Source organism: Lysinibacillus sp. NPDC097287, from assembly GCF_044761695.1.
Taxonomy (GTDB): Bacteria; Bacillota; Bacilli; order Bacillales_A; family Planococcaceae; genus Lysinibacillus.
In genome coordinates, this window is record NZ_JBIWCX010000001.1 from 113,954 (window position 1) to 139,194 (window position 25,241).

Sequence of the window (25,241 nt, forward strand, 5' to 3'; positions counted from 1 at the left end):
TTACCTATTTCGTAAAGTAAAAATACTTAATTTAAATAAGAATCTAGTTGATTGCAGTGGAAGGCGGCGACTCCTAGGGGATCAGCGAGCAACTTGAGACCCTGCAGGAGCACCGCGACGAAGCGGCTCAAGTCTCGCCCCCTGGAAAGCGTCCGCCTGTAACGGAAATCAACGGGTACATTGTACAAACTCTCAAAACTTCCACAAAGAATTTATTGACTAACTTATTTTGAAAACGCTGCTTGTTCTAGGAGGAGGAAGGTATGAATGGTTTTTCACTCACTGTAGCAGATGTACTGACAAAAAAATTATTCAGCAGCGCAAAGCTAATTGCAGGTGCAAATGGACAACAAAATATCATCAAATGGGTACATATCGTCGAAAATATGGAAACTGCAAAGTTATTAAAAGGCAATGAATTAATATTGACGACGGGTATTCATTTAAAAAACAATGATGATGGCTTTAAACAATTTATTGACCAATTAATTGCATCAAAAGCTGCTGGACTATGCATTGAACTAGGTAGCTCAATTCAAACTATCCCTGATTTCGTACAGCAAATGGCTACAGACTACCAATTTCCTCTCATCATTTTTCAAGAGGAAGTCGCTTTTGTCGAAATCACACAAGAAATACACAGCATTCTCATCAATCAACAATATGGAATGGTGAAAAACCTTGAAGACTATGCGCAACAAATTAATAAATACACACTCACTGCCAATAATTACGAGCAAATTCTTATGCATTTATATAAACACTTGGGCTTGCAGGTTATCTTTACGTTCAACGGACAAAAACCGATTTTCATCCCAAATATTCATCAGGACAAGTTTGAGTCGATGCAACAACAAGCGAGCTTCGAGTATAAAGAAAAACATTTAATCCGTTGTGATGTCAATATCCTCAATCAACGCTATGGTGAGGTTTGTTTGTTTTCTCCGCTGCGTATCATCAATGAATATGATGCGCTCATTTTGGATCGTACTGTTATTGCACTATCACAATATTTATTGCGAGATTTATATATAGAAGAGAAAAAAGGTTTAGAGGATCGTGAAATATTGGAGAAATGGTTGAATGGGGTACCCAATATCGAGGAGTTGTCGCATTTCATTCATGAGCATCATGCACCTACTATTACGAATCACTGGATTGTTATGATCCATCAAATCCAAAAAAGCAAAAATAGTGATTTAACGTACTATAAGTTATTTACACGCAATGTGTTTGAGAACTTTGGTTTTTTCCCTTTTATTGTAGAAAAAAATCACCAGCTTATCTTCATTTTAGCGAATCTACGTGAGGGAGAGACATATAAACATCGCATAGAACAAGCCATTGAACAGATACACGATCATAATAAAAAATATGCTAAGTTAAAAATTTCACTCGCAGTTGGCAAATACGTTACCAACTTACAAGATGTCAAAAACAGTTTCACTACAGCCAAAGACACCTTGCAAATCCGGTGGAAATCACAAGAAATCTCGTATTTTTACGATGATTTGCACCTCCACCATTTAATTTTTCAATTACAAAAAAACCCTGCCATTATGGAGATGGTGGCAGAATATATCAATCCGCTCATCGAATATGATCAAAAACATAACAGCAATTTAGTCGAAACGTTAAAAGTGTACTTGCAAACTAATGGGCTCAAAAAAGAGACATCTGAGCGCCTCTTTATCGTCAGACAAACACTGTATCATCGCTTGGAAAAAATCGAACAACTGCTTGGGCATGATTTTATGAAACCAGAAAAGCGACTAGCCCTAGAATTGATGTTAGTGGCAACTGAATGGTCTCACTCTTCTTAATCTTACCTTTATGTAAAATGAGTAATTCCATTTATTTTACATTTTGTACAATGCTTATTTGCCGCAAAAATTGAATAATAGATTTATAGCAAAGGAGTGATGTTCGATGACGAATTTAACAGGTCAAAATTGGCAAGTCAAAGATCAACAGTATGTTTGGCATTCGATGAAGCCATACAACCCAAATGCCACAATGATCGTAGAAAAATCAAAAGGTGCTTGGATTACTGACATCGATGGGAAACGTTACTTAGATGCCATGGCTGGATTATGGTGTGTCAACGTTGGATACGGGCGAGAAGAAATCGCCAAAGTAGCCTACGATCAATTGCTTGAAAATACCTATACACCACTATCAGTTGGTCACATCCCTGCCATTCAATTGAGTGAAAAAATTAGCGAGTTATTAGGCGATGAATATGTTGTATTTTTCTCGAATAGCGGTTCAGAAGCGAACGAAGCAGCATTTAAAATCGCTCGCCAATATCATCAGCAAAAAGGACACACAAGCCGTACAAAATTTATCTCTCGCTATCGTGCATACCACGGCAGCACAATGGGCGCATTATCGGCAACAGGTCAAGCACAGCGTAAATACAAGTACGAACCTTTAGCACCGGGCTTTCTTCATGTCGCGCCACCAGATACTTACCGTGCCAATGAAGACCATATTACAGACCCATCTGCACTACCATCTGTTCAAGCGATCGATAATGTCATGACATGGGAATATTCCGAAACGATTGCTGGTGTGATTCTGGAGCCTATTATTACTGGTGGCGGCGTGATTATGCCACATGAAGATTATTTACGTGGGGTAAAAGCTGTTTGTGAAAAACATGGTGCCCTGCTGATTGTTGACGAAGTGATTTGTGGCTTCGGACGTACAGGGAAAGCATTTGGCTTCCAAAACTATGGCATTCAGCCGGATATTGTGACAATGGCAAAAGGTTTAACGAGCGCTTATATGCCACTATCTGCAACAGCTGTACGACGTGAAATTTACGAGGCATTTGCAGGTAGTGAGGAGTACGACTTCTTCCGCCATGTAAACACATTCGGTGGTTCTCCAGCGGCATGTGCTGTTGCCCTTAAAAATATCGAAATTATGGAGCAAGAAAATCTATTTGCACGTTCCGAAGAAATGGGTGCGATTATCCTCGCAGAGTTACAAGAGCGTTTAAAAGATCATCCAAACGTAGGCAATATCCGAGGAAAAGGTTTACTACTCGGCATTGAGCTTGTGAGCGACAAAAACACTAAAGCACCACTCGACGTAACTGCTGTCAATAAAGTGATTGGATTATGTAAAGATCAGGGTCTCATTATCGGAAAAAATGGTGTAACCGTTGCAGGATATAACAATGTTCTCGCACTTTCACCACCACTTATAATCTCATTGGAAGAAAAGGATTTCATCGTAGAAAAATTCACCAACGCACTAAAAGAACTTCTACAACAGCCGTAAACCATATCAAAACTAGGCTATGTTATACAGTCCTATTGTATTTTAGAAGAAGATTATAAGCTGTTTACTTATTGTGCGAAAATGGCGGAGACTCCTGCGGGAATAGCAGTAAAGCTGAGACCCCACAGGAGCATAGCGACGAGGAGGCTCAGCTACTGCCCGCGGAAAGCGTAGCCATTTTCGCACAAAAACAACAATATAATTTAACAGAGCCGAAAACTAAAGGGGGAAATTAATTTTATGGTAACCAATATAGAAGTAACAGAACTGGGGCATTTCATTAATGGGGAAATCGTACCAGGAAAGAGTGGCCAATTCTCAGATGTCTTCAACCCAAGTTCAGGTTCAGTCATTGCACGTGTCCCTATCGCTACTAAAGAAGAAGTGCAAGAAGCAATTGCAACAGCTAAAGCCGCATTTCCAGCATGGCGTGCGCTGTCCGTTGGCAAACGTGTAGAAATTGTCATGAAGTTCCGTCAATTGATGACAGAAAATATGGATGAATTAATCGACATGATATGTACAGAAAGTGGTAAAACAATCGAAGACGCTAGGGGAGAAATCACGCGGGGATTAGAGTCTGTTGACTTAGCCATCAATGCCCCCCACCTCCTAAAAGGCGAGTATTCTGTAAATGTTGGTGGACACATCAATGCATACTCAACAAAAGCACCACTCGGCGTTGTTGCAGCGATTTCCCCTTTCAACTTCCCTGTGATGGTGCCACTAGCTATTACTAGTATGGCAGTGGCAGTCGGCAATTCTGTTATCTTAAAACCATCTGAGCGCGTACCTTGTTCAGCACTATTTTTATCGGAACTGTGGAAAGAAGCTGGATTACCAGATGGCGTTTGGACAGTCATCAACGGCGGCAAGGATACTGTCAATGAATTACTAGAAAACCCAACTGTTGAAGCCATTTCGTTTGTAGGCTCAACACAAGTTGCCGATTACATTTATACAACAGGAGCTAAACATGGTAAACGCGTCACAGCCTTAGGTGGCGGTAAAAACAATATGGTTGTCATGCCGGATGCCGATTTAGAGCAAGTCGCAAACGCATTTTTAGGCGCTGCTTACGGGGCCGCTTCTCAACGCTGTATGGCCATTTCTACTGTTATTCCTGTTGGCGAAGAAACAGCGAATAACCTTGTAAAAATTCTAGCTGATAAAATCTCAAAATTAAAAGTTGGACCATATACGGATCCAGAGGTTGATTTTGGACCCGTTATTACCAAACAATCCAAGGACACAATCATTGGCTTTATCGAACGTAGCCTAGAAGAAGGTACAACACTCGTATGCGATGGCCGTAACCCAGACATCACGGAAAACTCAAATGGCTTCTACTTAGGCCCTACACTATTAGATAATGTCAAACCAGGTATGGAAATTTATGAACAAGAGGTATTTGGCCCAGTTCGTAACGTAGTCCGAGTTGATTCATTAGAGGAAGCCATTGACCTAATCAATGCCCATGAGCTAGGTAATGGTGTCACACTCTTCACAAATAATGGTGCAGCTGCTCGTAAATTCACTACTGAAATCGAAGTTGGCATGGTCGGTGTAAATGTGCCAATTCCAATCCCTGTCGGCTACCATAACTTTGCCGGTTGGAAACGCTCGAGATTCGGTGAAGGGCATATGTTTGGACCAGACCAAGTCCGCTTCTTCACAAAAACAAAAACAATTTCAGAGAAGTGGTTTGAAGAAAATAGTGAATCCCATTCAACATTTGCTTTTCCGAGTAATAATGACTAACTATGTAAATTAGGCGCCTACATTCTTGTATAAGCTTAACCCAGAGTTTATTTTAGTGATTAATTTATGTATAATAGTCATAGAATAAAAAAAGAGAAGTGTCGCATAACACTTCTCAAATGCAACTTCTACCGTAAAGGTGGTGGTTGTCTATAAATTATCTTTCTTGCGAGAACCACTCTGGTGCTTTACGTGGCGAGGAGTGGTTTTCTTGTGTTCTAAAACGTTCTTTCGAAAGAAGAATGCAACGATTTCTCGCATAATGCCCTTCAAAATCTCACGAAAGAATTCAAGAAATGTTTCCATAATTATCACCTCCTTTCTGACTCAGAAAGAAGCGTGACAACCAACCACCCTCACAATATACAGTTGCCTCTTTATTTTACCATATTTCCATTAATTTCATTTATAATTACAGGCATGTTGATTAACTAATTTTTAAGATTACTATTAAAGTGGTAAATTGATTTCCGCTATGAATGCTCACTGTCCCCGGGTATGCCCCCTCCGCTACAATCAACTTTTTTAGTTAGCTACCAACTTCTCGCCTTGTGTATTCGAATTGTTATTTTCTAAATGAACCTTTTCTGGTTTCACAACCCACATACTAATGACTGTTGCGATTACATAAAGGCCTAAGATGACATATAGTACAGCATCATATGATCCCGTCTGTTTTAGAATATACGCACTTAGCTGATTTCCTGATAAACCTGCAAAAGCCCATGCTGATAACGCTAAACCATGCACTGTACTAATGCTATGGATGCCAAAGCGATCTACTAATAGTGGTGGTAGGTTCGAGAAGCCACCGCCATAACCTGCATTAATGACACAAAGTAAAGCGATAATAAGTAGTGCCATTGAATTATTTACGCCATCAAACGCAATTGTCATTCCTATTAATGCAATTGCTGAAATGAAAATGATTTTATAAATTGTATTTCGGTCATTTAAACGATCCGCCCATGCTGCGAAGAACAAACGACCACCAGCATTAAAGACAGCTGTTAACGAACTTACAAGACCTACAGCACCAAATCCAATGAAATAGAGAATCCCTTTTTCTTGTGAAATAAGTGCCAATCCGCATGTAATATTAATATAAAACATTAGCCAAATTCCAATAAATGTTTTATTTTTTAAAACCGCCATATAATTAAAGCTTTCTGTATGTACACTTTCCTCAACCCAGCCAGCTGGTTTCTTAATAAGCCAATGACCAATCAGCATCATCACTAAATACACAGCTGCTAAAATATAAAACATCTTATAAATATTTGTTGGATCAACTAACGTTCCATCTGTATTCGTTGGACCTAGAAGCATTTCGATAGCAGGACTCGCAATTACTTTTGCAAGACCAAAACCAGCTACGGCAAGACCTGTCGCTAAACCTTTTTGCTTATAGAACCAAAGCATTAACGTTTTTACTGGCGTTAAATAACCAATCCCTAGCCCAATCCCCATAATCACACCATAACAAATATAAATACCAAGCAGTGATTTTTGATAAATAAAGTAACCTGTACCAACCATACCTGCTACAAAAAATATCGCTGAAAGCAAAGAAGACTTATGCACGTCTTTTTCTACAAACTTCCCACCAAACGCAGCAGACATACCAAGTACAAAAATGGCAATACTAAACGCCCATTCCACATCTCCGATCGGCTTCCCAATATAATTGGCAATATCCCCCTTGAACAATGACCAACAATAAACCGTACCAATACTACAATGAATTAACAGTGCCGGTAACACCGCACGCATCCATTTATTCTCTAATTTACTCATTAAATAATACCTTCAATCCATGTAACACGCAAATCAATAACCGAACATTAAATAAAATAATTTAAATATAATTCGTTTTCAAACATCAAAAAGGTGATATTTAATAATAAATTTCATGTTACATAAGTTTTTTGCTGTATTTTCGGTTTCAAACACAGTAAACCAATTATATACTACGAAGGCAAATCGAAGACATCTTAAAACTACACGTTTTTCTTCTACTTAGTACAGTATTTGATTCATTTTGGAGATTTCAGGATTTAAAGTAGTTTATAAATGATGATTATTAGACAAATTGACATAATAAATAATTCAAAAACTGGAAAACCATATCATTATTCGTTATGGTCTTCTCACTTGCTGATGATTTAATTTCCCATGATTGTTCAAAGGTAGGAGTGACATTTGATTTAAGTAGATACCGCCATCATTGGTATCTACTTTTTTGACGATTACAATCCAAAAAAACTCCCCAAGATATGTTGTAGTCATATCTTTGAGGAGTATTAGTATTTTATGTGATGGTGAATTACAATACTTCATTATATCGCCATAAAATGTTAAATGCGCGATATAATTGCATTTCTAGTTCGACTTTTTTCATGGCTAATTCCTGCCCTGAATCCCCCATTGTTTCCTGTTCGATATTCGCAATAGCTTTTTGTACATCATTGTCCCAAACCGCCTTGTTCGCTTGATAATAGTCATCATGTGGGACAATGGTTGCTTCCATTTCTGCTATGACATCCTGTATATCTAGCAGTACTTCATTCGTAGCATTTACCTGATCGCCTTGGCTATTTTTCAAGTGGTTACTTTGAATATCATTATATGTTTCTTGTAATTGATTCAGCGATTCTTCAAATTGTAGTGCTTTATTAGACCTCTCCGGTTCTACATATTCCTTCTCATCCTCTGAACTAAAATCAGCCGCATTCCTTGTCACGGTAAAAGATGTGCTATTTAACTTCCACTGCTCGCCTGCTAGCACGAATGTTTTTGACAGTATACCTTCATTTGTGAAAATAGTAATAGGAATCTGCCCTGTTAAAGTAAATTGCTGATTTGAGTCTATAGTGAGTGTTGGATCGATTGTACTACTAATCGCTTGTGGGAATGGGTAAGCCCTATCACAAGATATACAACTTTCTTTAAATTCTTGTAGAAATTCTTCCGTAAAGAATTGATCTGTTGCAAATGTATGGAATCGCTTTAATAAATCTTGGCGTGTTTCATCTTCTTCTAAATATTCGTCTCCATAATAAGGACCCGTCGTAGAGAAGCTGTCTTTAAAATTGTAAAAATTATTTTCATCAATTTGCATTGCTTGTTCTAAAGTAAGTGTTTCTGCATTTACCACTTGCTTTTCTTCTACTACTTCTACTTGATATTCTTGTTCCATTTTTTCTGTTTCATTAACCGCTTCTTTCCCTTGCTCCTCGTTTGTACATCCAACTAATAACAAGGCACTTAAGCCAGCTAAGTAAAACCATTTTTTCATGTTTTTCCTCCTGTTGGTGCAAAATAACTTTCTTAACTTACCATAATAAAAGGACAATAGACAACTTGAATAGGCTGTCTTAACAACCCGACAATATCATTTAGTTTATTATATAATGAGATTTTCAGTTAGGCGTCGAATTTACAGCAATTCGCCAATCAATTTTATGTAACATATTTACGAAAAAGTACTATTTAGCAGCATCGAGTCTACGTCGAGAAAGTTATTCCTTGGTATACGGGTTCCCGCTTCTCGAATCAATCAATCTCACCTATAATGAGGGAGAAATCTTGCCATTCAATCAAGGAGATCCTACATGAACAATAATATAGACAACACAGAAGTCATCTTCCTATCCGATCCATCCGAACGTTTAATGCATCCATTTACTAATAAACAAATCGTCTTTACAGGGGCCCTCTCCACGATGACACGTTCAGAAGCTGCAAGAAAAGTGCGTGCTTATGGTGGGATGATGCAAGGGGCTGTTACAAAAGAGACCGATTTCTTAATTCTTGGGAAGAAACGTCGAGGGATAAGTACAAAACAATTAAAAGCTGAGCAGTTGATTAGCCTTGGCCTAGACATACAAATTATTGATGAAGATGATTTTATTTGGCTCATTTCTATGCAAAATAAATAGCTAACATCTTCTTTCAAAGTGGGACTGCCTCAAATTCAAACACCATTTTGGAACCCATCTCATCTAAAAAGGTATGCGAAACAACTCTGTTCGCATACCTTTTCACATATTCTATTTTGGAAAAACACATTTACTTATGTTACGCTTCACCGTGATGTATCTAAATAAGTTTTTATTTTTAACACATCAGCTAATTGCCTAAGAAATTTTTATTCATTAGGAATTTCATCAATAAATTCTCTAGTTATACCTTTAATCTATTAATATGACAGTGTCACCAGACCATCTCCACCAATTGCTTCAGCACAGAAGGCTTCGTTTCGCCAGTGTCTTTATCAATTATTGATGTATATAGATGTGGAATAACAATTTCTGCACCGTTTTCAAGACATATTTGTACGACCTTATGAACATTGTCGAGGGTAATTCCCCCGGTCGGTTCAATGATTTTTATGCCTGCCTTAGATGCGGCCTTTGTCATTGCTGCTAATTCATCCAAACGCTTGTCACCTTCTATAGAGTAAAACTTTACAGAAGGAATGCCTAATTCAGCAATCATCACCGCAGCAAGTTCACAAGTTACTGACTCGCGATAAGCTGAACTAATTGGACCTGTGGCAATGTACACCTTTCCAGGAATACCTGTTGGTTCGACTAAAGCGTTAATCATAGGAGCTTTTCCTGTAGATTGCTCCATTCTTCCAAGTGTATAACCTGTTGCTGGAAATATCTGATTAATATGATTAGGTAAAGTTGCTACAGATACAGTAGCAACTTTTCTCCACATCGTAGGATCACCTGCCCCCAGTCCAACTGACACTGGGATACTATTTTCTTTAAACTCTTTAATGAGCTGAATAGCTGCCCCTTCTGTTGGAAAATCCTTGACCATCACTCCGACTAAAACGCGATCTCTCGCAATTTCCACAAGTTCTTGGGCATTTTTTAGATCCTTCGCCAATACGTTAAAAACGACTTGATGGTTAATGTACATTACTTCGCTCCTTTAGCTAATATTCGTTTGATGTTTTCTGCAATAATGTCCTCTTGCCCTTTCAGCAAAGGTCTAGGGTCAACAGATACGATACCAATGTTCACATAGTGATGGCGCAAAAAGATGGCTGGATTTCCTGTTTCTAATGCATGTAGCAATTCACCAGCAGTCATACCAGCTTGCCTGCTGTCCACTTCGATATTTGCACGGTAAATTTCTCTACCTGCCTCATCCCGTTTGACTGAGCATGTTACTCCTCGAACATCCTTTAACGCCTCACAGAGCCTTTCCATCCTCGAAAGCTGTCCCATTGCATCGTTATCCTTGTAGGCATATTGCTTTAGCGCAACAAGTAAACCAGCCGTACCTTCTTTGCTAATCTTCATTGAACGACCAATTCCTTTATATTGCTTCCGGCATGCTTCTATTAATTCTTTTCTGCCACAAATAAATCCCGATGTTGGACCTTCTAATGCTTTACCACCGCTATATATCACGAGGTCTGCACCCATGGCAATATATTCTTTTAAATCTTCTTCTGCAGCAGCATCTATTATTAAAGGAATATGATGCTTTTCTGCGATTTCAATCATTGTTTCAATCGGTTGCATCCCTTTTTGAATAGCATGATGTGATTTAATATATATGAGCGCAGCTGTATGTTCGTTAATTGCCTCTTCAATATGTTGTGCTTCGACTTTGTTTGCCTGACCGACTTCTACTACTTTTCCCCCACCCAAACTGATCATTTGCGCAATGCTTGCACCAAAATGGATTTGCTGCCCTTTTTGAATAATCACTTGATTTTTCAATCCATCTGAATTAGGTAACCTTTCAATATACGTCAGATTTTCTCCTGCAATGATCGCGGCAGTGCTAATGGCAATTCCTGCGGCAGCACCATTTGTCGGGCAACCATCCTCAGCACCTGTAATTTCAGCAATAACTGTGCCTGCAAATTTCATCATTTCATCAATATTGACATAATCTTGTGATGCTTCTTTCAGTGCTTGTGCAACTTCCTCACTTACTGCCGATGCACCAAGCGCTGTCATCTTTCCACTTGCATTAATCACAGGTGACAAACCTAGCTGTTCAAAAATAGACATTTTTTCCACCTCAGTCTAATGAAATCGGGAAAAATGCTCCTAATAGCATTGCTCCTATAATAGCACCACCAACAATTGGTTTTTTCCAAGCATAGAAAATTGCTGCGCCAGTTACAGCACCTACACCAATTGGAATAGACGCAGAGGCAGCTGAAATAATAATTAGAGGTCCTAAGAATCGTCCGGATGCATTCCCCGCCCCCATCATTACATCTGCGCCAAAAGTGGAATTCGATTGCCCCACTGTAAGTTTACGAATCCAAATGACGATGTATCCAATTGCAATACCTAAAATTGCTCCTGTCAGTAAAGAAAACGCAAAATTTTCAATTGGTGCGGTCATTCCTGCGGCTAGCAACAGAGCAGGTATCCCAATTCCAACCCCCGTTTGAATGGCACCACCAATGTCTAATATCCCGACAAGAGAGCCCTCCAAAACACGTGCAAATAGAAAACTAGCTCCAAACGCTGCGGCTACTCCATAGCCACCTCCTTGTAATCCCACTTCAAGCATCGCAACAATTGCAACATCATTAAAAGCCCCAATCTTATAAACGTAAAACATATGGGTTCCGGCAAACACACCCGATGACAATAATGCTACTAAAAAAGGGAATGACCAATCTGCATACCAAAAGTTTTTTACATTAATTTCACTTGGTCCACTCATTTACTTCACCTCATATCCGATTAATTTGTGTAGATCGATCAACCATTCAGGTACAGGGAGATTAAACCCTTGAATAAGCTGAATATCAAACCCGCGGAAAAATCCACTTAGAATAAATAGGAGAATAACTGAAATCAATAATGTCTTCGTAACCTTGTTCCAGCCGCCATCATCTACACCTTTACCGATTAAAATTCCGAGCACGATACCTGGAACCGCATTTCCCATAACTAGATGTGCCGCTCCTCCAAAAATCGTTCCCCAAATACCAGATCGTTTACCCGAATCTAAAGCAGCTAGCCAAAAGATAACCGGCATGACGGGGTTGATGAGTAAATTCGCTGCTGGAACTAATACTTTTAGCGCAATAGCCTGCAATGATTCTGGAATTGCCGAGGCTGTTGAATTTAAAAATGTAACAACAAATACACCTATAATTGCACCTGCAATGGCCATCTTTTTTGGATTATGCAATGTATCCTCTGGACGTTTACCTTTTCTCATTAATACAGCAGCAGCCCAGTTTGGAATAATCCGATGATCAACATCTTGCGTTAATGCACCCGCGCCGACTGACGATGCCCATGCATTAAAGAAAAAACCCAAACCAAATGAAAAGTGTGATGCAGAATCCCCTGCACACGCATTTAACTCTCCCAATGTTCGAAATGCACCCATTCCTTGCGCTTTTGGTGCGTGAAACATCCGAGCTGCACCAGCACCCACACCAAAACCTACTAATCCGCCAATGATGATTGACTTAAAAATAATGATGAGTATTTCCATTATTCATCCCCCTTCTATTTCAAAAAGTGGCTTCCCAATACTTGACCCTTCAAGCTGTTTCCCTGTTCATTTTTTTCAAAATTAATCTTTTCTACATCCAAAAGAAATAAGTTTATATCTACATCTAATACAACTGAATATTTGCTTCTTTGTCTCGGGAAAAAGAAAAATAGAAAGCGCTCTATATGCGAAGTTTCCTTCGCCTCAATCACTTCAACATTGATAGGCTCAATACGAATTATCATGTTCTCTTTATAGTCCTTCATGATTTTTCTCTGAATATTTCCTAAAGCAATATTGAGTGCTTTCTCTTTCGAATCTCCCTTTCCCTCGATACGGACTGTCGTTTCAATAATATTTTTCATAAAATCAACCCCTTATTTTTATGAACTCTTCCGTAAGTCTTTTTCCTAATTCTTCGGAGTCATTAAAACCAAAACCAAGCACGATTTTTCCTTCCCTAAGGGCCGTTAACCCCTCGTCGATAGAACGCATACCATAGCGGGCAGGGTATCCATATTTTGTTTGTGCTGTAATAGCTCCCGCTCCTCCACTTCCACAAAAAGAAATCCCCATGTCCGCTTTTACTTCATTCATCATGTCACCAAGTTTCATATCGGCAGCCATTCCACTAATAACGATTGCCTTACCACCTGCCGCCTCCACCCCTTTCCCTACATTTTGTCCCTTCCCCAACCGATCACCAATCACAACAATAATTTTACTCAGCTTCAATACCCCCTATTGTTTAATTAAATTTTGCCGTCTCAATATGGATCGATAAAAGATACTTTTCATCATCTTGCAAATGGTTTATTTGGCGACATATTTCACTTGCCAATGCAATGGATTCTTCTGAAACTTCACTAAATATCTCTTTGTCAATCGGTGGAATCGATTCCTTAAAGGTTGAGCGAGACACCATTCCTGAAACATGTGAGACAAATGACAACCATTGAACATCTGTCATAACAATGTTGTTATCTACGAAAAGTCTTTTTGAATAACTTAAAATAGTTCTACATAAATCGGGATCCACGTTTTTACAGATTATCTCCTGCTCATTTGGGCTTTGTTGTTTCATCGTGATACACTACCTTTCCATCCCTCAATACCATATAAGGTGTTAGAATTTGCTTTGCTTCTAGCTTTTTTCCCTCTGAGTCTATTAGCATTGCGCGCCTTTCTACTTTCTTAAAAAGTGTAATATCAGCTTTTGTTCCTAAAGCGAGCGTTCCTCTATCATTTAATCTTAGCGCCTGCGCGGCTCTCACTGTCACTGACCTCACAACCTCCATAAATGGCATCCCAAGCTCCAATAGCTTAGTCATTGTTGTCATCAAACTACAAACTGGATACTGATAATTTAAACTATATAAATCTGTACTTGTCGTAAATGGTTCATCATAGCTCTTGCGAAATGTTATCAATGTTTCGTAACTAAAACTCGACGTACCATGTCCAATATCAAATAATACACCTCGCTGTAAAGCAGCTGAGGCCTCTGGAATAAGCGTTCCCTGTGCGTTTAAAATCCCATATTTCTTACCATGGAATGCATGCGTCACAATATCCCCTTTACGCAAAAGCGGCAAAATCTCCTGTAAGTTGGGTGGCGGATTACCGATATGAACCATTATTGGAACGTTTAATTGGTCGGCTAGTTTACGAGCATGTTCAAGTGGTTTAATATCACTGTCTTTGACAACAGATCCACTCATCCGAGCCTTCAATCCGACAATACTTGGCTCATTTTTGAAAATCTCCCTTGCCTCCTCCAACGTCATTAAATCTTCTAGATTGGCAAGTTCAGAAAGACCGCTCGTTAAGCCTTTTCGTGAGATATTTAAAAATGACAGCACTTCTGTTTGACTTCGCTTTACTACCTTTTCTTTAAAGTCTTTATAATTCGAGATACCTGTACTGCCCGCGTCAACGACCGTTGTCACACCTTGCTTAATACCGATTAGATCTGCGTCTATACCAAGTTCTGTCTGCTCAGTGAAAATATGAACGTGTATATCGATAAAGCCAGGTGAAACATAGCAACCTTCAGCATCTATATAAGTTATATTTGTATCATCCATCTTTTCAGGTGCTACAATAACCCCATTTTGTATAGCAATTTCTTTTCTCTCGATTATCTGTTGTTGAGGATCAATGACAGTACCATTTTTAATGATGATTCCCTCTCCCATAGGAACACCCCTAACTTCTTAAATATTGCAGAATAGCAATGACCTCAGCTTCGTGTGCTCGGAGCTCATGTGCATCTAAAATTTCCCTAACCCTGACAATCCTTTCTTCACTATGACAATGGCTACTAGAATAAGCATAGTTATCATATTGCTTATCGAAATAACAACGATGTACCATTAAATAGATGTGTAGCATCAGTGCCTGTCTCTTAGATACTTCAATTTCGTCTACAAAGGCTAACTGAATTTCTTGATTAATTTCAAAACCTTTTAAGATTATTTCTTGACTGATAAATTCCGTATTTTTACTACTAATTTTCTCCTCAATGCTCTCTACCGAGTTGTTATATTGAAAACTGTTATTGCAAAGTAATTCTTTCACCTTTTTATTAATTGCTTCAATATCCTTTTTACTAGGTAGCGGATCTACAATTACAACAGGAATATCTATTTCAATTGGAAAAATACTAATAATGAAATCGACTTTTTCCCGACTGCAAATCTCATCTACCTCCATAATTGAGCAATTTTTGATTATTTCAATATCAAATATCTCTCTTTCCACTCGATTTTTAATGAGCCGTGCTACACCTCTTCCAGTTGAACAAACATATAAAGTGCGAATTTTCCCTTTCTGATTGAACCTTTTTTCAAAAGAGACGATAAAGTGGAGAACAATTAACGAAACAAACGAATCTGGCACCGAAACTTTTTGATGTGTCAAATACAATTGACAAGCCTTCTGAATAACTAAAAACAGTTCTAGGTAATCCCTTTTCAACTCTTTCGTAAAGGGATTAATTTCTATGAAATTAATTTCACCTTTTTGAAAACGAAGCGACAGATGGGCAAATAGATTATTATATAGTTTTGGATCTTTATAATAATGGATGCCTTGAACATCACTCACATATTGAATAATTTCTTTTGTCACCTTTACAAGATCAATTTGATTGAGATTATTATCCACTTCCCCCGAGACATAGCGATACTCCTCTTCAAGCAACGGATACTGCAACTGTTGGTAGACATTCTCCATTAGCTGCACCGTTAAATTTGTTGGCTCTGGTTTAGTTAAAATACGGTAATCACTCATTGTAAATCCTGCATTCATGCGCGTAATGGAGATCGTTAGTCTAAATAAAATTCTTAATAAATCAGATTCATGGAGCGCATGTTTAGCTGCTGAAGAAAATAACTTGACCATCTGTTTTTCAACAATTTGATAATAAGGTAGGATGTCAGTAAATAACATCAGTCCTTCACCCGATGTATCACGATTCGTCACATAGCTCATAATTTTATACACTTCACTATTCGTTAAGTTTGCATGGATCAAATGCTCAAATAGTAATCTTAATGAAAGTTCCTCTCCTACAAGCCTATAGCCTGTTCGATGCTTTCTTTCTAACTCAATTCCCCAAGGTTGTAAGTATTCAATAACTTGTTTAATATCGTTCAAAGATGTATTTCTACTGACATCAAGACGCTCTGAAAAAGTAGATGCCGTTATATACTCCATGTCGACAAGCATATACATAATCATTTTCCCTACCCTTGCCTCTTGATTCAGATAGACATTATTTCGCTCAATTTCAGGCAATGTTTGAATAATAGATTTCCGTTTTCCCTTGTCACATTCAATCCAAATCCCTTTCGTTGGCTGTGAGAACACCTCAATGCCTTGCTTACTAAGCCAACTTTTCACGTCGTCCAAGTCGTATTTAATCATTCGTTTACTAACTTCAAATTCTTCGGACAAATCCTTTAAGTTCATAGGACTCCCCGCTTCTAGAAGCTTCGTTAATAGTTGAAACCCTCTAACCGTAAGCAATTTTTCACCTCCTCAACTTATTTCTTTCATAAAGTTTAGCCGATAGGTGGTACTACATAGTTGCTTCAAAAAATAACTTTTATCCGTACATTATATTAGACATTCCGAATTTTCAGTCACTATTTTAAAGACAAGATTCCTTCCCCATATATGAGGAAATTTTTTGGAGATAAAAAAAGCACACCCATAAGTCATATCGAGTGCACTAAATGTGGTTATGTATTCTGTCTACCAAGATTATCAGAAAAAATACCATTTTCTCTTATACTATCATTCTTAACTTGAGATTATGATGAGCCTCGTCAATCTCAATATGAATACTAAATTGAGAAAAAACATATCTGTAAGAGCATAATTTCCATCGTTCTTTTTATTATTTTTTGCTAATTGTACCTTGGCATTGATATTCAAATAATTTTTGAGGATGATTTTCTTTAGCTTATTTCTATACAAAAAGAATAGCCCCACTATCTATTGAAGTACCAGTACAGATACATAACAATAATTTTCCTAGTATAATTATTGACATAAAATTAATTCTATATAATAATAGGTTTTGTATTAGAATCATTTTAATTAAGGAATAATGATTATATGTAATAACAATTTTTATTTCCCTTATAAAATTATGACTTTATACTCAAACTAACTAAGAACAAAACATAATTAGGAGGAGATTTATTATGTCTCTAATCGGAAAAGAAATTCAACCATTCAAAGCTTCTGCTTACAATGCTGGCAGCGGCGAATTTATCGAGGTTACTGAACAAAGCATGAAAGGTCAATGGAGTGTTGTTTGTTTTTACCCTGCAGACTTTACATTCGTTTGCCCTACTGAGCTTGAGGACCTACAAAACCAATACGCTGAGCTAAAAGAACTTGGAGTAGAAGTTTTCTCTGTATCAACAGATACACACTTTACGCATAAAGCATGGCACGATCACTCAGAAGCTATTAGCAAAATTAAATACATTATGATCGGTGACCCTTCACAAAAAATCACTCGTATTTTCGATGTATTAGACGAAGAAGCAGGTCTTGCAGATCGCGGAACATTCATCATCGATCCAGACGGTGTTGTACAAGCACTTGAAATCAACGCTGGCGGCATCGGCCGTGATGCAAGTATTCTTGTAAACAAAATTAAGGCAGCTCAATATGTACGTAACAATCCAGGTGAAGTTTGCCCAGCAAAATGGCAAGAAGGTTCTTCTACACTTAAACCAAGCCTTGATCTAGTAGGTAAAATTTAAGGAGTCCAATCCATGATACTTGATGCAGAAATTAAAGAACAATTAGCCCAATATCTTCAAATGATGGAGGGCGATGTGCTACTCAAAGTTAGTGCAGGATCCGATGATGTTTCTCGTGACATGTTGGCTTTAGTAGATGAATTAGCCACTATGTCATCTAGAATTAAAGTAGAAAAAGCAGAATTACAGAGAACACCTAGCTTTAGCGTAAATCGTATCGGCGAAGAAACTGGCGTAACGTTTGCGGGTATTCCTCTTGGACACGAATTCACTTCATTAGTATTGGCTTTACTTCAGGTAAGTGGAAGAGCTCCAAAGGTTGATCAGAAAATCATCGATCAAGTGAAAAAAATTGAAGGCAAATATCATTTTGAGTCATACATTAGTTTAAGTTGTCATAACTGTCCTGATGTTGTACAAGCTCTAAACGTTATGAGCGTTCTAAACCCTAACATTTCACATACGATGATTGATGGTGGTGCATTTAAGGAAGAAGTCGAAGCCAAAGACATTATGGCCGTACCTACTGTTTTCCTTAATGGTGAATCATTCGGTAGCGGTCGTATGACACTTGAAGAAATCCTTGCTAAAATGGGCAATACAACAGATGCGTCGGAGTTTGCTAACAAAGATCCATATGATGTCCTAGTTGTTGGAGGCGGACCAGCTGGAGCGAGTGCTGCCATCTATGCAGCACGTAAAGGCATTCGTACAGGAATCGTCGCTGAACGCTTTGGCGGTCAGATTATGGACACTTTGAGCATCGAAAACTTTATTAGCGTAAAAGCAACTGAAGGTCCTAAACTCGCAGCAAACCTTGAAGAGCATGTAAAAGAGTATGACATTGATGTCATGAATTTACAGCGTGCTAAACGTTTAGAAAAGAAAGACCTTATTGAAATTGAACTAGAAAACGGTGCTGTTCTAAAGAGCAAAACTGTTATCCTTTCAACAGGTGCTCGCTGGCGTAATGTTGGTGTGCCTGGTGAAGCTGAGTTTAAAAATAAAGGCGTAGCTTACTGCCCACACTGTGATGGTCCATTGTTTGCTGGTAAAGACGTAGCAGTTATTGGCGGCGGAAATTCCGGCGTTGAGGCAGCTATCGACCTTGCAGGAATTGTGAAGCACGTAACCGTTCTTGAATTTAATGCAGAGCTAAAAGCAGATTCTGTATTACAAGATCGTCTACACAGTCTGCCGAATGTAACGGTTCTAACAAATGTTCAAACTCAAGAAATTACTGGTACTGACAAAGTAAACGGTGTTACTTATGTTGAGCGTGAAACAGGAGAAGCTAAGCACATTGAGCTTGCCGGAATATTTGTTCAAATCGGTCTAGTACCTAATACTGACTGGTTAGGTGATACTGTTGAACGTACTAAATTCGGTGAGATCATTGTAAATAAACACGGGGCAACGAATATCCCTGGCGTATTTGCTGCTGGAGACTGCACGAACAGCCCGTATAAGCAAATCATTATTTCAATGGGATCTGGTGCTACTGCATCTTTAGGTGCATTTGATTATCTAATCCGAAATTAAAATAAACTACCAAAACGAATAAATTAAACTACCATTTTATTGTACTTGGTTAGTGAAGGACTGTTGAAAAGTAATTTTCAACAGTCCTTTTTCTTTATAATTTTCCTTCAAAAGCATATTTGAGAAAATGCACGCTCTTATCCCCTATAATATCCCAACAAGTAAATCCCCCTAAGTCACAAATTCCGACCTAGGGGGATTTCAATTATTTCTGCCAATTACTCATTTTTTTCAGCAATTCAGGTAGTTGTAGTTTTTTTTCGTCAATCGCCAACAACATTACTAGATGCACATTCAAAGTTTATCACTTCGAACGTTCGGTTATTTATACCTACTTAGCTAAAGTCAGCAGCATTTCACGAATTGTTTTACATGCTACTGCTGTTGATGCTCCAGATGGATCGTATTGGGGAGATAATTCTACCACATCCGCTGCAACAATATTATTTAATGTTTGGAAGTGCCCGATTGCTTCTAATAATTCCCGGTACGTAATGCCGCCTGGCTCAGGAGTTCCTGTACCTGGTAGAACACTTGGATCTAAAACGTCTAAGTCAATTGTAATGTAAACTGGTACATCACGAAGTTTCTCAACGATATCTTTTAATGTATTTAAATAGAATGGCTCTAAATACGTATGTTCTTTTGCCCATTCAAATTCTTGTTCAGTACCAGAACGAATACCAAATTGGAAAATGCGTCCGTCTCCTAAGAAATTATGACAGCGACGAATAACTGCTGCGTGTGAAAGTTTTTCGCCTAAAAATTCATCGCGTAAATCTGTATGGGCATCGATATGAATGACGTGTAAATCTGGATATTGTTCATATGCTGCTTGGATTGTTGGGAAACTGACTAAATGCTCGCCACCAACCATTAAGAATTTTTTATTATCTTGAACTAAGCCACGTGTATATTCTAAAATCGTATCCATCGCTTTTTGCGTATTTCCTAATGGCATTTCTAAATCGCCGCCGTCGTAAATCGCACTATTTTCAAGATCCTTCTTTAAATATGCAGAGTATGTTTCTAATCCATATGAATCCGGACGAATTGCTTGCATTGCAAAGCGAGTTCCTGGACGAAAACTAGTTGTTCCGTCGAAAGGAATACCGAATAATACGATTTCTGAATTAGAATAGTCACTTTCACAGCCAATAAAAGTACTAACGTTTAAAGGTTTATTCATCACGATCAAGCGCCTCCTTTACAAATGTAGGAAGTGCGAATGAACCAACATGTAAATCTGTATTGTAATATTTCGTTTTCAGACCAAATTTGTCCCAAGCATCAACTTGGATATCTTTAATTGGGTGCAATGCTTTTGACGCAAATCCAAATAGCCAGTGTCCTGATGGATATGTTGGCATATGGAATTGATAGACGCTTGCGATTGGGAAAATACCCTTAATTTTTTTATGTGCTTTACGCATGTTTTCTGCATACTCAGTGAAGTATGGTGATTCGTGTTGGTTAATTAGAATCCCTTTGTCATTTAATACACGGTAGCATTCTTTATAGAAAGCTGTTGTAAATAACCCTTCACCTACCGAAATAGGATCCGTCGAATCTACTAATATTAAATCAAATGATTGATCCGCTGCATTTTGCACGTAAGCTAAGCCATCATCGAAAATCATTTCCATACGTGGATCTTCTTCAACACCTGCTGCTGTAATTGGAAGATATTTTTGGCTTAAACGGAATACTAACTCATCGATTTCTACCATTACTACTTTTTCTACTGATTTGTAACGTAGTACTTCACGAGCAGTACCCCCATCACCACCGCCGATAATTAATACTTTTTTAATAGCTGGGTTGGTAGCGAATGCTGGGTGCGTGATCATATCGTGATAAACAAACTCATCTTTTTCATTGACCATCATCAATCCGTCTAAAGTAAAGAACGTACCAAACTCTTCACCTTTATAAAAATCTATTTTTTGAAACGGAGATTGTTCACTATGAATTTCTTCGTTATATCCGATTGAAAATTTACAGTGATCGCTCCATTGCTCTGTATACCATTTCATTAAATCACGCCCTCTAATACTTCTTGTTTCACTAAAATTGCATCAATTTCTTGTTCTGCAAATTGGCGGATTTTATCTGCCATTCCACGAGGTACTTCAAATGATTCTGTCTTTTTCGCTTGTAGTTTTTGCTCTAAATATTCTGCAGCTTTCCAAGGGCTTACTGAATCACCACAAGTGTAAACATCTACAGATGCAAATCCGTATTCTGGCCAAGTGTGAATCGTTAAATGTGATTCAGCAATAATGACTGCACCTGAAACGCCATAAGGATTGAAATGGTGGAAGCACGATTCTACAATTGTTGCCCCAGAATAATCTGCCGCTTCATTCATAAACTGCTCGATTAAAGCGTTTTGCTCAATAATTTCACTTGGACAACCATAAAATTCGATTAATACGTGTCTACCTAATGTTGATAATTCAATGCTCATTTATTTGTCTCCCTTACGACCGTGATGTGATTTTTTTCTTTTGTTTCGATCAGAACATTCCCAAGATTAAGAAAATAGAAGTCATATAATTCTACTACGTCCTCTGAAATAACCTCTCCGGGGATTATTAATGGTATTCCTGGTGGATATATCATTAACGAATCTGCACTGATTCGACCTACTGCTTTATAAATTGAAATTGTTTCTGTTTCTGCATTACACGCCTGTTGGGGCGTCATAGCTAAACTATTTATTTGATTCGCTGTCACATGAGGTGACTGAATTGCATCTTTTTTTGCGTGTTTAAGTTCTATTTGTTTTAATGCCTGTACTAATTTACCGATTGTTTCACTCGTATCAACATGACTTATAACTGCCATTATGACATATCCTTCAGCAAGTTCTAATTGAATGCCATACTGTTGTTTCAATATTGTGTAAACTTCAAAACCAGTTAAACCAATATCGTTTACACGAATAACAAGTTTCGTCCAATCATACGATTGCTTGAAATTTTGTTGTACGTACTCAGCTTTTAGTACTTCATAGCTTGAATTGTTTTCAATTTCATCAATCGCCGCATCAACTATGGGCTTTAATGTGCTAAAACGTTGCTGTCCAAACAATGCTAAATCCCGTCTTGCTACATCTAAAGAACTCATTAATAAATAATTGGCACTGGTCGTTTGAAGCATATTTAATACTTTTTGCAAATGCTTCGAATCGATTCGTTGTTCTTTTAGTAGAAGAAGCGAACTTTGCGTTAATGAACCACCCGTTTTATGCATACTAATCGTTACTGCATCTGCACCAGCACGTATCGCATCGTTTGCATCGGGTAAAAATGTTAAATGCGCTCCGTGGGCACTATCTACAAGTACTGTTACGTTTTCCTCATGCGCAATCTTGCATATTTCTTCGAGTGTATTCATCGAACCAAAATAGGTTGGATACGTCACAAGCAATGTTTTCGCTTGTGGATTTTCTGCAAGTGCCAATTTTACATTTTCAACGGAAATGCCATGTGCAATCCCAAAATGTTGATCAACTTCTGGTTGGATAAATACTGGTTTTGCGCCACTTAATATAATGCCGTTCATCACTGATTTATGGCAGTTACGAGGTACGATTAATGTATCTCCTGGTTTACATGTTGCTAAAATCATCGCTAAAATTCCGACACTTGTTCCATTTACTAAAAAGTAAGCATGGTCTACATGAAAAGCTTCTGCAGCTAATTGCTGGGCTTCTTTAATAACTGACTCCGGATGACTTAATAGATCAAGCTCCTTCATCGAGTTTACATCCATTCTTAGCGTCATTTCTCCTAGCACCCATTTTAAAGGGTTTGTTTCTAGCCCCATCTTATGTCCAGGTACATCAAACGGCGTAACGTCTTGTTTAGCATAGTTAACTAAAGCTTCAAATAACGGCATGCGATCTTGAGTGACTAAAAACTCCTCAGTAGCCACTCGATTCTGCACGCTTTGCATTATTGTCCCATCGCAACTGCTAATAGTTGCTCTAATTCCGAAACTTTATCTGTTTTTTCCCAAGATACGTTTACATCACTTCGTCCCAAGTGACCATAAGCCGCAACTTGTTGATATTGTGGTTTACGTAGATCTAGCATGTTGATAATGCCGGTTGGCGTTAAGTCGAATAATTGACGAATCGCTTCTAGAATTTCATCTTTCGCTACTTTTTCTGTACCAAATGTTTCTAAAGCGATACTAATCGGTTCACTTACACCAATCGCATATGATAATTGAATTTCACATTTATCTGCTAAGCCCGCTGCAACAATATTTTTCGCAACGTAACGCGCTGCGTAAGCCGCTGAACGGTCAACTTTTGTGCAGTCTTTACCAGAGAATGCGCCACCACCATGACGAGCTGCCCCGCCATAAGTATCAACAATAATCTTACGTCCTGTTAAACCAGCATCTCCGTGTGGTCCGCCTACTACGAAACGACCAGTTGGATTAATTAAAATACGGAAGTCATCATTCATTCCAAATTGCTTCGCAACAGCTTTAATAATATTTTCTGTAACGTACTCAACGAAATCTACTTGGTCAAAATCATCATCATGCTGTATTGACATTAAAACAGTATCAATTTTAGGTTGCATACTATTTGTATAATCAATTGTTACTTGTGATTTCATGTCTGGGCGAGCCCATTTGAATTGACCATTTTTACGTAGCTCAGTTGCACGTTTTACAAGCATATGCGCCATTTCAATTGCTAATGGCATATAGTTTTCAGTTTCATTCGTCGCAAAACCGAACATAATCCCTTGGTCACCTGCACCAACTTCTTTTGTATCGCTTGAAGCATCAACACCCATTGCGATATCAGGAGATTGTGTGTGTACTAACACTTGTACATTGCAGGTATGACCATCAATACCGAACTTATCATCTGTGTAACCAATGCCGATTAGGGTATCACGGGCGATTTTTTCGAAATCTAGTTCTGCTTTTGTTGTGATCTCTCCACCAACAATTACCGTGTTTGTAGTTGTGAATACTTCACATGCCACACGTGATAGTGGATCTTGTGATAGTGCTGCGTCTAACACTGCATCTGAAATTTGGTCTGCAATTTTATCTGGATGTCCTTCCGAAACAGACTCCGATGTGAATAATACTTTTTCTGACAATTTTCACTGCTCCTAACAAATTCATAGATTTAGGGCATAAAAAAAAAGCTCACCCAATTTAAGGAAAGCTTCGATTACTATCAGCTGCTGTTCCTCTTATTGTTCACAAAAGTAAATTTTGTGCTCAGGTTCGGCCCACTGGATTTAATTCAATTTGAACTAAATTGTTTGGCCACCGTATCTTCGACCCCTCGTCTCAACGGTTATTAATAAGAGCTATATTATTATGCTGAGACTCATATTAAGTCATAAATAATTGAGTGTCAATTTATTTTTTAATATTTTTTTGTGATTAATCGCTATGAAAATTAAATCATATACACTTTATCACATGAAAATGCTAAGTTTAACATTTTACAAACAATGAATATTTATTATGAAAAAGGTATAAAAATCCACTTAGAGGTTCTTTAATAATAATAGAATGAACTCCTATTAAATTTGTTAATAGATGTGTCAAAATAACATATTGTAAGCAAATAAAATTTTAGATTTGCAATGAAGATATAGGAATTTTTAGAGTCTTATATTTATATAAATTATTTAAATTTCTATAATTCAGAATATTATTTTTGGCCATTTTCCCAAAAGATTATGACGATATTTTGATTTAAAACATGAGTCTTGGAACTTAGAAAAATCACACGTAGAGGATTCTATTAAGGTCATTCGTGATGATAATAATTCACACGCCAACTAGGCAATCGCTATCTTTATTCTTAAT

General features: G+C 38.0%; 23 protein-coding genes. 6 read left to right on the plus strand and 17 right to left on the minus strand.

Annotated elements, in window-relative coordinates:
• Positions 1 to 263 precede the first annotated feature (263 nt).
• The 3 genes from ACIQ2D_RS00470 to ACIQ2D_RS00480 all read left to right on the plus strand — a co-directional run bounded on the left by ACIQ2D_RS00470 (position 264) and on the right by ACIQ2D_RS00480 (position 5,052).
• On the plus strand, positions 264 to 1,823 hold the full coding sequence (locus tag ACIQ2D_RS00470; protein WP_402857761.1) for a PucR family transcriptional regulator: 1,560 nt from the start codon (positions 264 to 266) through the stop codon (positions 1,821 to 1,823).
• 106 nt (positions 1,824 to 1,929) lie between these two features.
• Positions 1,930 to 3,291, plus strand: a complete 1,362-nt coding sequence (locus ACIQ2D_RS00475; protein WP_402857764.1) for an aspartate aminotransferase family protein — start codon at positions 1,930 to 1,932, stop codon at positions 3,289 to 3,291.
• Positions 3,292 to 3,531: 240 nt separating this feature from the next.
• Positions 3,532 to 5,052: a CoA-acylating methylmalonate-semialdehyde dehydrogenase gene (locus ACIQ2D_RS00480; protein ID WP_402857766.1), complete on the plus strand. Its 1,521-nt coding sequence runs from the start codon at positions 3,532 to 3,534 to the stop codon at positions 5,050 to 5,052.
• Positions 5,053 to 5,202: 150 nt separating this feature from the next.
• Here ACIQ2D_RS00480 and ACIQ2D_RS00485 read toward each other — a convergent pair whose 3' ends face one another.
• The 3 genes from ACIQ2D_RS00485 to ACIQ2D_RS00495 all read right to left on the minus strand — a co-directional run bounded on the left by ACIQ2D_RS00485 (position 5,203) and on the right by ACIQ2D_RS00495 (position 8,350).
• The gene (locus ACIQ2D_RS00485) at positions 5,203 to 5,358 is read right to left on the minus strand and encodes a hypothetical protein (RefSeq protein ID WP_402857768.1); all 156 of its coding nucleotides are present in this window, start codon (positions 5,356 to 5,358) and stop codon (positions 5,203 to 5,205) included.
• 219 nt (positions 5,359 to 5,577) lie between these two features.
• Positions 5,578 to 6,849 (minus strand): OFA family MFS transporter, encoded by a 1,272-nt coding sequence (locus ACIQ2D_RS00490; protein ID WP_402857771.1) that lies wholly within the window; start codon positions 6,847 to 6,849, stop codon positions 5,578 to 5,580.
• 529 nt (positions 6,850 to 7,378) lie between these two features.
• On the minus strand, positions 7,379 to 8,350 hold the full coding sequence (locus tag ACIQ2D_RS00495; protein ID WP_402857774.1) for a hypothetical protein: 972 nt from the start codon (positions 8,348 to 8,350) through the stop codon (positions 7,379 to 7,381).
• Positions 8,351 to 8,666: 316 nt separating this feature from the next.
• On the opposite strand from ACIQ2D_RS00495, the gene ACIQ2D_RS00500 reads away from it, so the two are divergent.
• Positions 8,667 to 8,993, plus strand: a complete 327-nt coding sequence (locus ACIQ2D_RS00500; protein WP_402857777.1) for a BRCT domain-containing protein — start codon at positions 8,667 to 8,669, stop codon at positions 8,991 to 8,993.
• Positions 8,994 to 9,267: 274 nt separating this feature from the next.
• Here ACIQ2D_RS00500 and ACIQ2D_RS00505 read toward each other — a convergent pair whose 3' ends face one another.
• Genes ACIQ2D_RS00505 through ACIQ2D_RS00545 form a run of 9 tightly spaced genes read right to left on the minus strand, consistent with a single transcriptional unit; the run spans position 9,268 to position 16,584 of the window.
• Complete coding sequence (locus tag ACIQ2D_RS00505) at positions 9,268 to 9,987, minus strand: KDGP aldolase (RefSeq protein ID WP_402857780.1); 720 nt, start codon at positions 9,985 to 9,987, stop codon at positions 9,268 to 9,270.
• Positions 9,987 to 11,096: a DgaE family pyridoxal phosphate-dependent ammonia lyase gene (locus ACIQ2D_RS00510; protein ID WP_402857783.1), complete on the minus strand. Its 1,110-nt coding sequence runs from the start codon at positions 11,094 to 11,096 to the stop codon at positions 9,987 to 9,989. The genes ACIQ2D_RS00505 and ACIQ2D_RS00510 overlap by 1 nt, the downstream gene beginning before the upstream one ends.
• A 10-nt stretch (positions 11,097 to 11,106) precedes the next feature.
• Entirely contained in the window at positions 11,107 to 11,766 is a 660-nt protein-coding gene (locus ACIQ2D_RS00515; RefSeq protein ID WP_402857786.1) for a DUF4310 family protein, read from the minus strand.
• Complete coding sequence (locus tag ACIQ2D_RS00520; RefSeq protein ID WP_402857789.1) at positions 11,767 to 12,552, minus strand: DUF4311 domain-containing protein; 786 nt, start codon at positions 12,550 to 12,552, stop codon at positions 11,767 to 11,769.
• A gap of 14 nt (positions 12,553 to 12,566) precedes the next feature.
• Complete coding sequence (locus ACIQ2D_RS00525; protein WP_402857792.1) at positions 12,567 to 12,917, minus strand: DUF4312 family protein; 351 nt, start codon at positions 12,915 to 12,917, stop codon at positions 12,567 to 12,569.
• A 4-nt stretch (positions 12,918 to 12,921) separates the two neighbouring features.
• Complete coding sequence (locus ACIQ2D_RS00530; protein WP_402859163.1) at positions 12,922 to 13,281, minus strand: SFCGS family glycine-rich protein; 360 nt, start codon at positions 13,279 to 13,281, stop codon at positions 12,922 to 12,924.
• Positions 13,282 to 13,300: 19 nt separating this feature from the next.
• Positions 13,301 to 13,636: a hypothetical protein gene (locus ACIQ2D_RS00535; RefSeq protein WP_402857795.1), complete on the minus strand. Its 336-nt coding sequence runs from the start codon at positions 13,634 to 13,636 to the stop codon at positions 13,301 to 13,303.
• A complete protein-coding gene (locus ACIQ2D_RS00540) occupies positions 13,614 to 14,750 on the minus strand; it encodes an amidohydrolase/deacetylase family metallohydrolase (protein WP_402857798.1) in 1,137 nt (378 codons plus the stop codon). The genes ACIQ2D_RS00535 and ACIQ2D_RS00540 overlap by 23 nt, the downstream gene beginning before the upstream one ends.
• 10 nt (positions 14,751 to 14,760) lie before the next feature.
• Entirely contained in the window at positions 14,761 to 16,584 is a 1,824-nt protein-coding gene (locus ACIQ2D_RS00545) for a BglG family transcription antiterminator (RefSeq protein WP_402857801.1), read from the minus strand.
• Between the two features lie 683 nt (positions 16,585 to 17,267).
• On the opposite strand from ACIQ2D_RS00545, the gene ahpC reads away from it, so the two are divergent.
• The gene (gene ahpC, locus ACIQ2D_RS00550) at positions 17,268 to 17,837 is read left to right on the plus strand and encodes an alkyl hydroperoxide reductase subunit C (RefSeq protein ID WP_402857804.1); all 570 of its coding nucleotides are present in this window, start codon (positions 17,268 to 17,270) and stop codon (positions 17,835 to 17,837) included.
• A 12-nt stretch (positions 17,838 to 17,849) separates the two neighbouring features.
• Positions 17,850 to 19,379: an alkyl hydroperoxide reductase subunit F gene (gene ahpF / locus ACIQ2D_RS00555; RefSeq protein WP_402857807.1), complete on the plus strand. Its 1,530-nt coding sequence runs from the start codon at positions 17,850 to 17,852 to the stop codon at positions 19,377 to 19,379.
• 331 nt (positions 19,380 to 19,710) lie between these two features.
• On the opposite strand, the gene speB is transcribed toward ahpF, so the two are convergent.
• Genes speB through metK form a run of 5 tightly spaced genes read right to left on the minus strand, consistent with a single transcriptional unit; the run spans position 19,711 to position 24,517 of the window.
• Positions 19,711 to 20,568, minus strand: a complete 858-nt coding sequence (gene speB, locus ACIQ2D_RS00560; RefSeq protein ID WP_402859166.1) for an agmatinase — start codon at positions 20,566 to 20,568, stop codon at positions 19,711 to 19,713.
• Positions 20,561 to 21,415 (minus strand): polyamine aminopropyltransferase, encoded by an 855-nt coding sequence (speE, locus tag ACIQ2D_RS00565; protein ID WP_402857810.1) that lies wholly within the window; start codon positions 21,413 to 21,415, stop codon positions 20,561 to 20,563. Before speE ends, speB begins: the two co-directional genes overlap by 8 nt.
• Entirely contained in the window at positions 21,415 to 21,849 is a 435-nt protein-coding gene (speD, locus tag ACIQ2D_RS00570; RefSeq protein WP_402857813.1) for an adenosylmethionine decarboxylase, read from the minus strand. The genes speE and speD overlap by 1 nt, the downstream gene beginning before the upstream one ends.
• Positions 21,846 to 23,342 (minus strand): aminotransferase class I/II-fold pyridoxal phosphate-dependent enzyme, encoded by a 1,497-nt coding sequence (locus tag ACIQ2D_RS00575; protein ID WP_402857816.1) that lies wholly within the window; start codon positions 23,340 to 23,342, stop codon positions 21,846 to 21,848. The genes speD and ACIQ2D_RS00575 overlap by 4 nt, the downstream gene beginning before the upstream one ends.
• Positions 23,342 to 24,517, minus strand: coding sequence for a methionine adenosyltransferase (metK, locus tag ACIQ2D_RS00580; protein WP_402857819.1), 1,176 nt, complete (start codon positions 24,515 to 24,517; stop codon positions 23,342 to 23,344). Before metK ends, ACIQ2D_RS00575 begins: the two co-directional genes overlap by 1 nt.
• Positions 24,518 to 25,241 lie beyond the last annotated feature (724 nt).

Coding starts and splice junctions, on each gene's coding strand:
- ACIQ2D_RS00505 (WP_402857780.1), bottom strand. CDS start 9,987: ATGTACATTAACCATCAAGTCGTTTTTAACGTATTGGCGAAGGATCTA.
- ahpC (WP_402857804.1), top strand. CDS start 17,268: ATGTCTCTAATCGGAAAAGAAATTCAACCATTCAAAGCTTCTGCTTAC.
- ACIQ2D_RS00540 (WP_402857798.1), bottom strand. CDS start 14,750: ATGGGAGAGGGAATCATCATTAAAAATGGTACTGTCATTGATCCTCAA.
- ACIQ2D_RS00525 (WP_402857792.1), bottom strand. CDS start 12,917: ATGAAAAATATTATTGAAACGACAGTCCGTATCGAGGGAAAGGGAGAT.
- ahpF (WP_402857807.1), top strand. CDS start 17,850: ATGATACTTGATGCAGAAATTAAAGAACAATTAGCCCAATATCTTCAA.
- speD (WP_402857813.1), bottom strand. CDS start 21,849: ATGAGCATTGAATTATCAACATTAGGTAGACACGTATTAATCGAATTT.
- ACIQ2D_RS00495 (WP_402857774.1), bottom strand. CDS start 8,350: ATGAAAAAATGGTTTTACTTAGCTGGCTTAAGTGCCTTGTTATTAGTT.
- ACIQ2D_RS00520 (WP_402857789.1), bottom strand. CDS start 12,552: ATGGAAATACTCATCATTATTTTTAAGTCAATCATCATTGGCGGATTA.
- ACIQ2D_RS00575 (WP_402857816.1), bottom strand. CDS start 23,342: ATGCAAAGCGTGCAGAATCGAGTGGCTACTGAGGAGTTTTTAGTCACT.
- speE (WP_402857810.1), bottom strand. CDS start 21,415: ATGAAATGGTATACAGAGCAATGGAGCGATCACTGTAAATTTTCAATC.
- ACIQ2D_RS00485 (WP_402857768.1), bottom strand. CDS start 5,358: ATGGAAACATTTCTTGAATTCTTTCGTGAGATTTTGAAGGGCATTATG.
- ACIQ2D_RS00510 (WP_402857783.1), bottom strand. CDS start 11,096: ATGTCTATTTTTGAACAGCTAGGTTTGTCACCTGTGATTAATGCAAGT.
- ACIQ2D_RS00500 (WP_402857777.1), top strand. CDS start 8,667: ATGAACAATAATATAGACAACACAGAAGTCATCTTCCTATCCGATCCA.
- ACIQ2D_RS00490 (WP_402857771.1), bottom strand. CDS start 6,849: ATGAGTAAATTAGAGAATAAATGGATGCGTGCGGTGTTACCGGCACTG.
- ACIQ2D_RS00515 (WP_402857786.1), bottom strand. CDS start 11,766: ATGAGTGGACCAAGTGAAATTAATGTAAAAAACTTTTGGTATGCAGAT.
- ACIQ2D_RS00480 (WP_402857766.1), top strand. CDS start 3,532: ATGGTAACCAATATAGAAGTAACAGAACTGGGGCATTTCATTAATGGG.
- ACIQ2D_RS00475 (WP_402857764.1), top strand. CDS start 1,930: ATGACGAATTTAACAGGTCAAAATTGGCAAGTCAAAGATCAACAGTAT.
- speB (WP_402859166.1), bottom strand. CDS start 20,568: ATGAATAAACCTTTAAACGTTAGTACTTTTATTGGCTGTGAAAGTGAC.
- ACIQ2D_RS00535 (WP_402857795.1), bottom strand. CDS start 13,636: ATGAAACAACAAAGCCCAAATGAGCAGGAGATAATCTGTAAAAACGTG.
- ACIQ2D_RS00470 (WP_402857761.1), top strand. CDS start 264: ATGAATGGTTTTTCACTCACTGTAGCAGATGTACTGACAAAAAAATTA.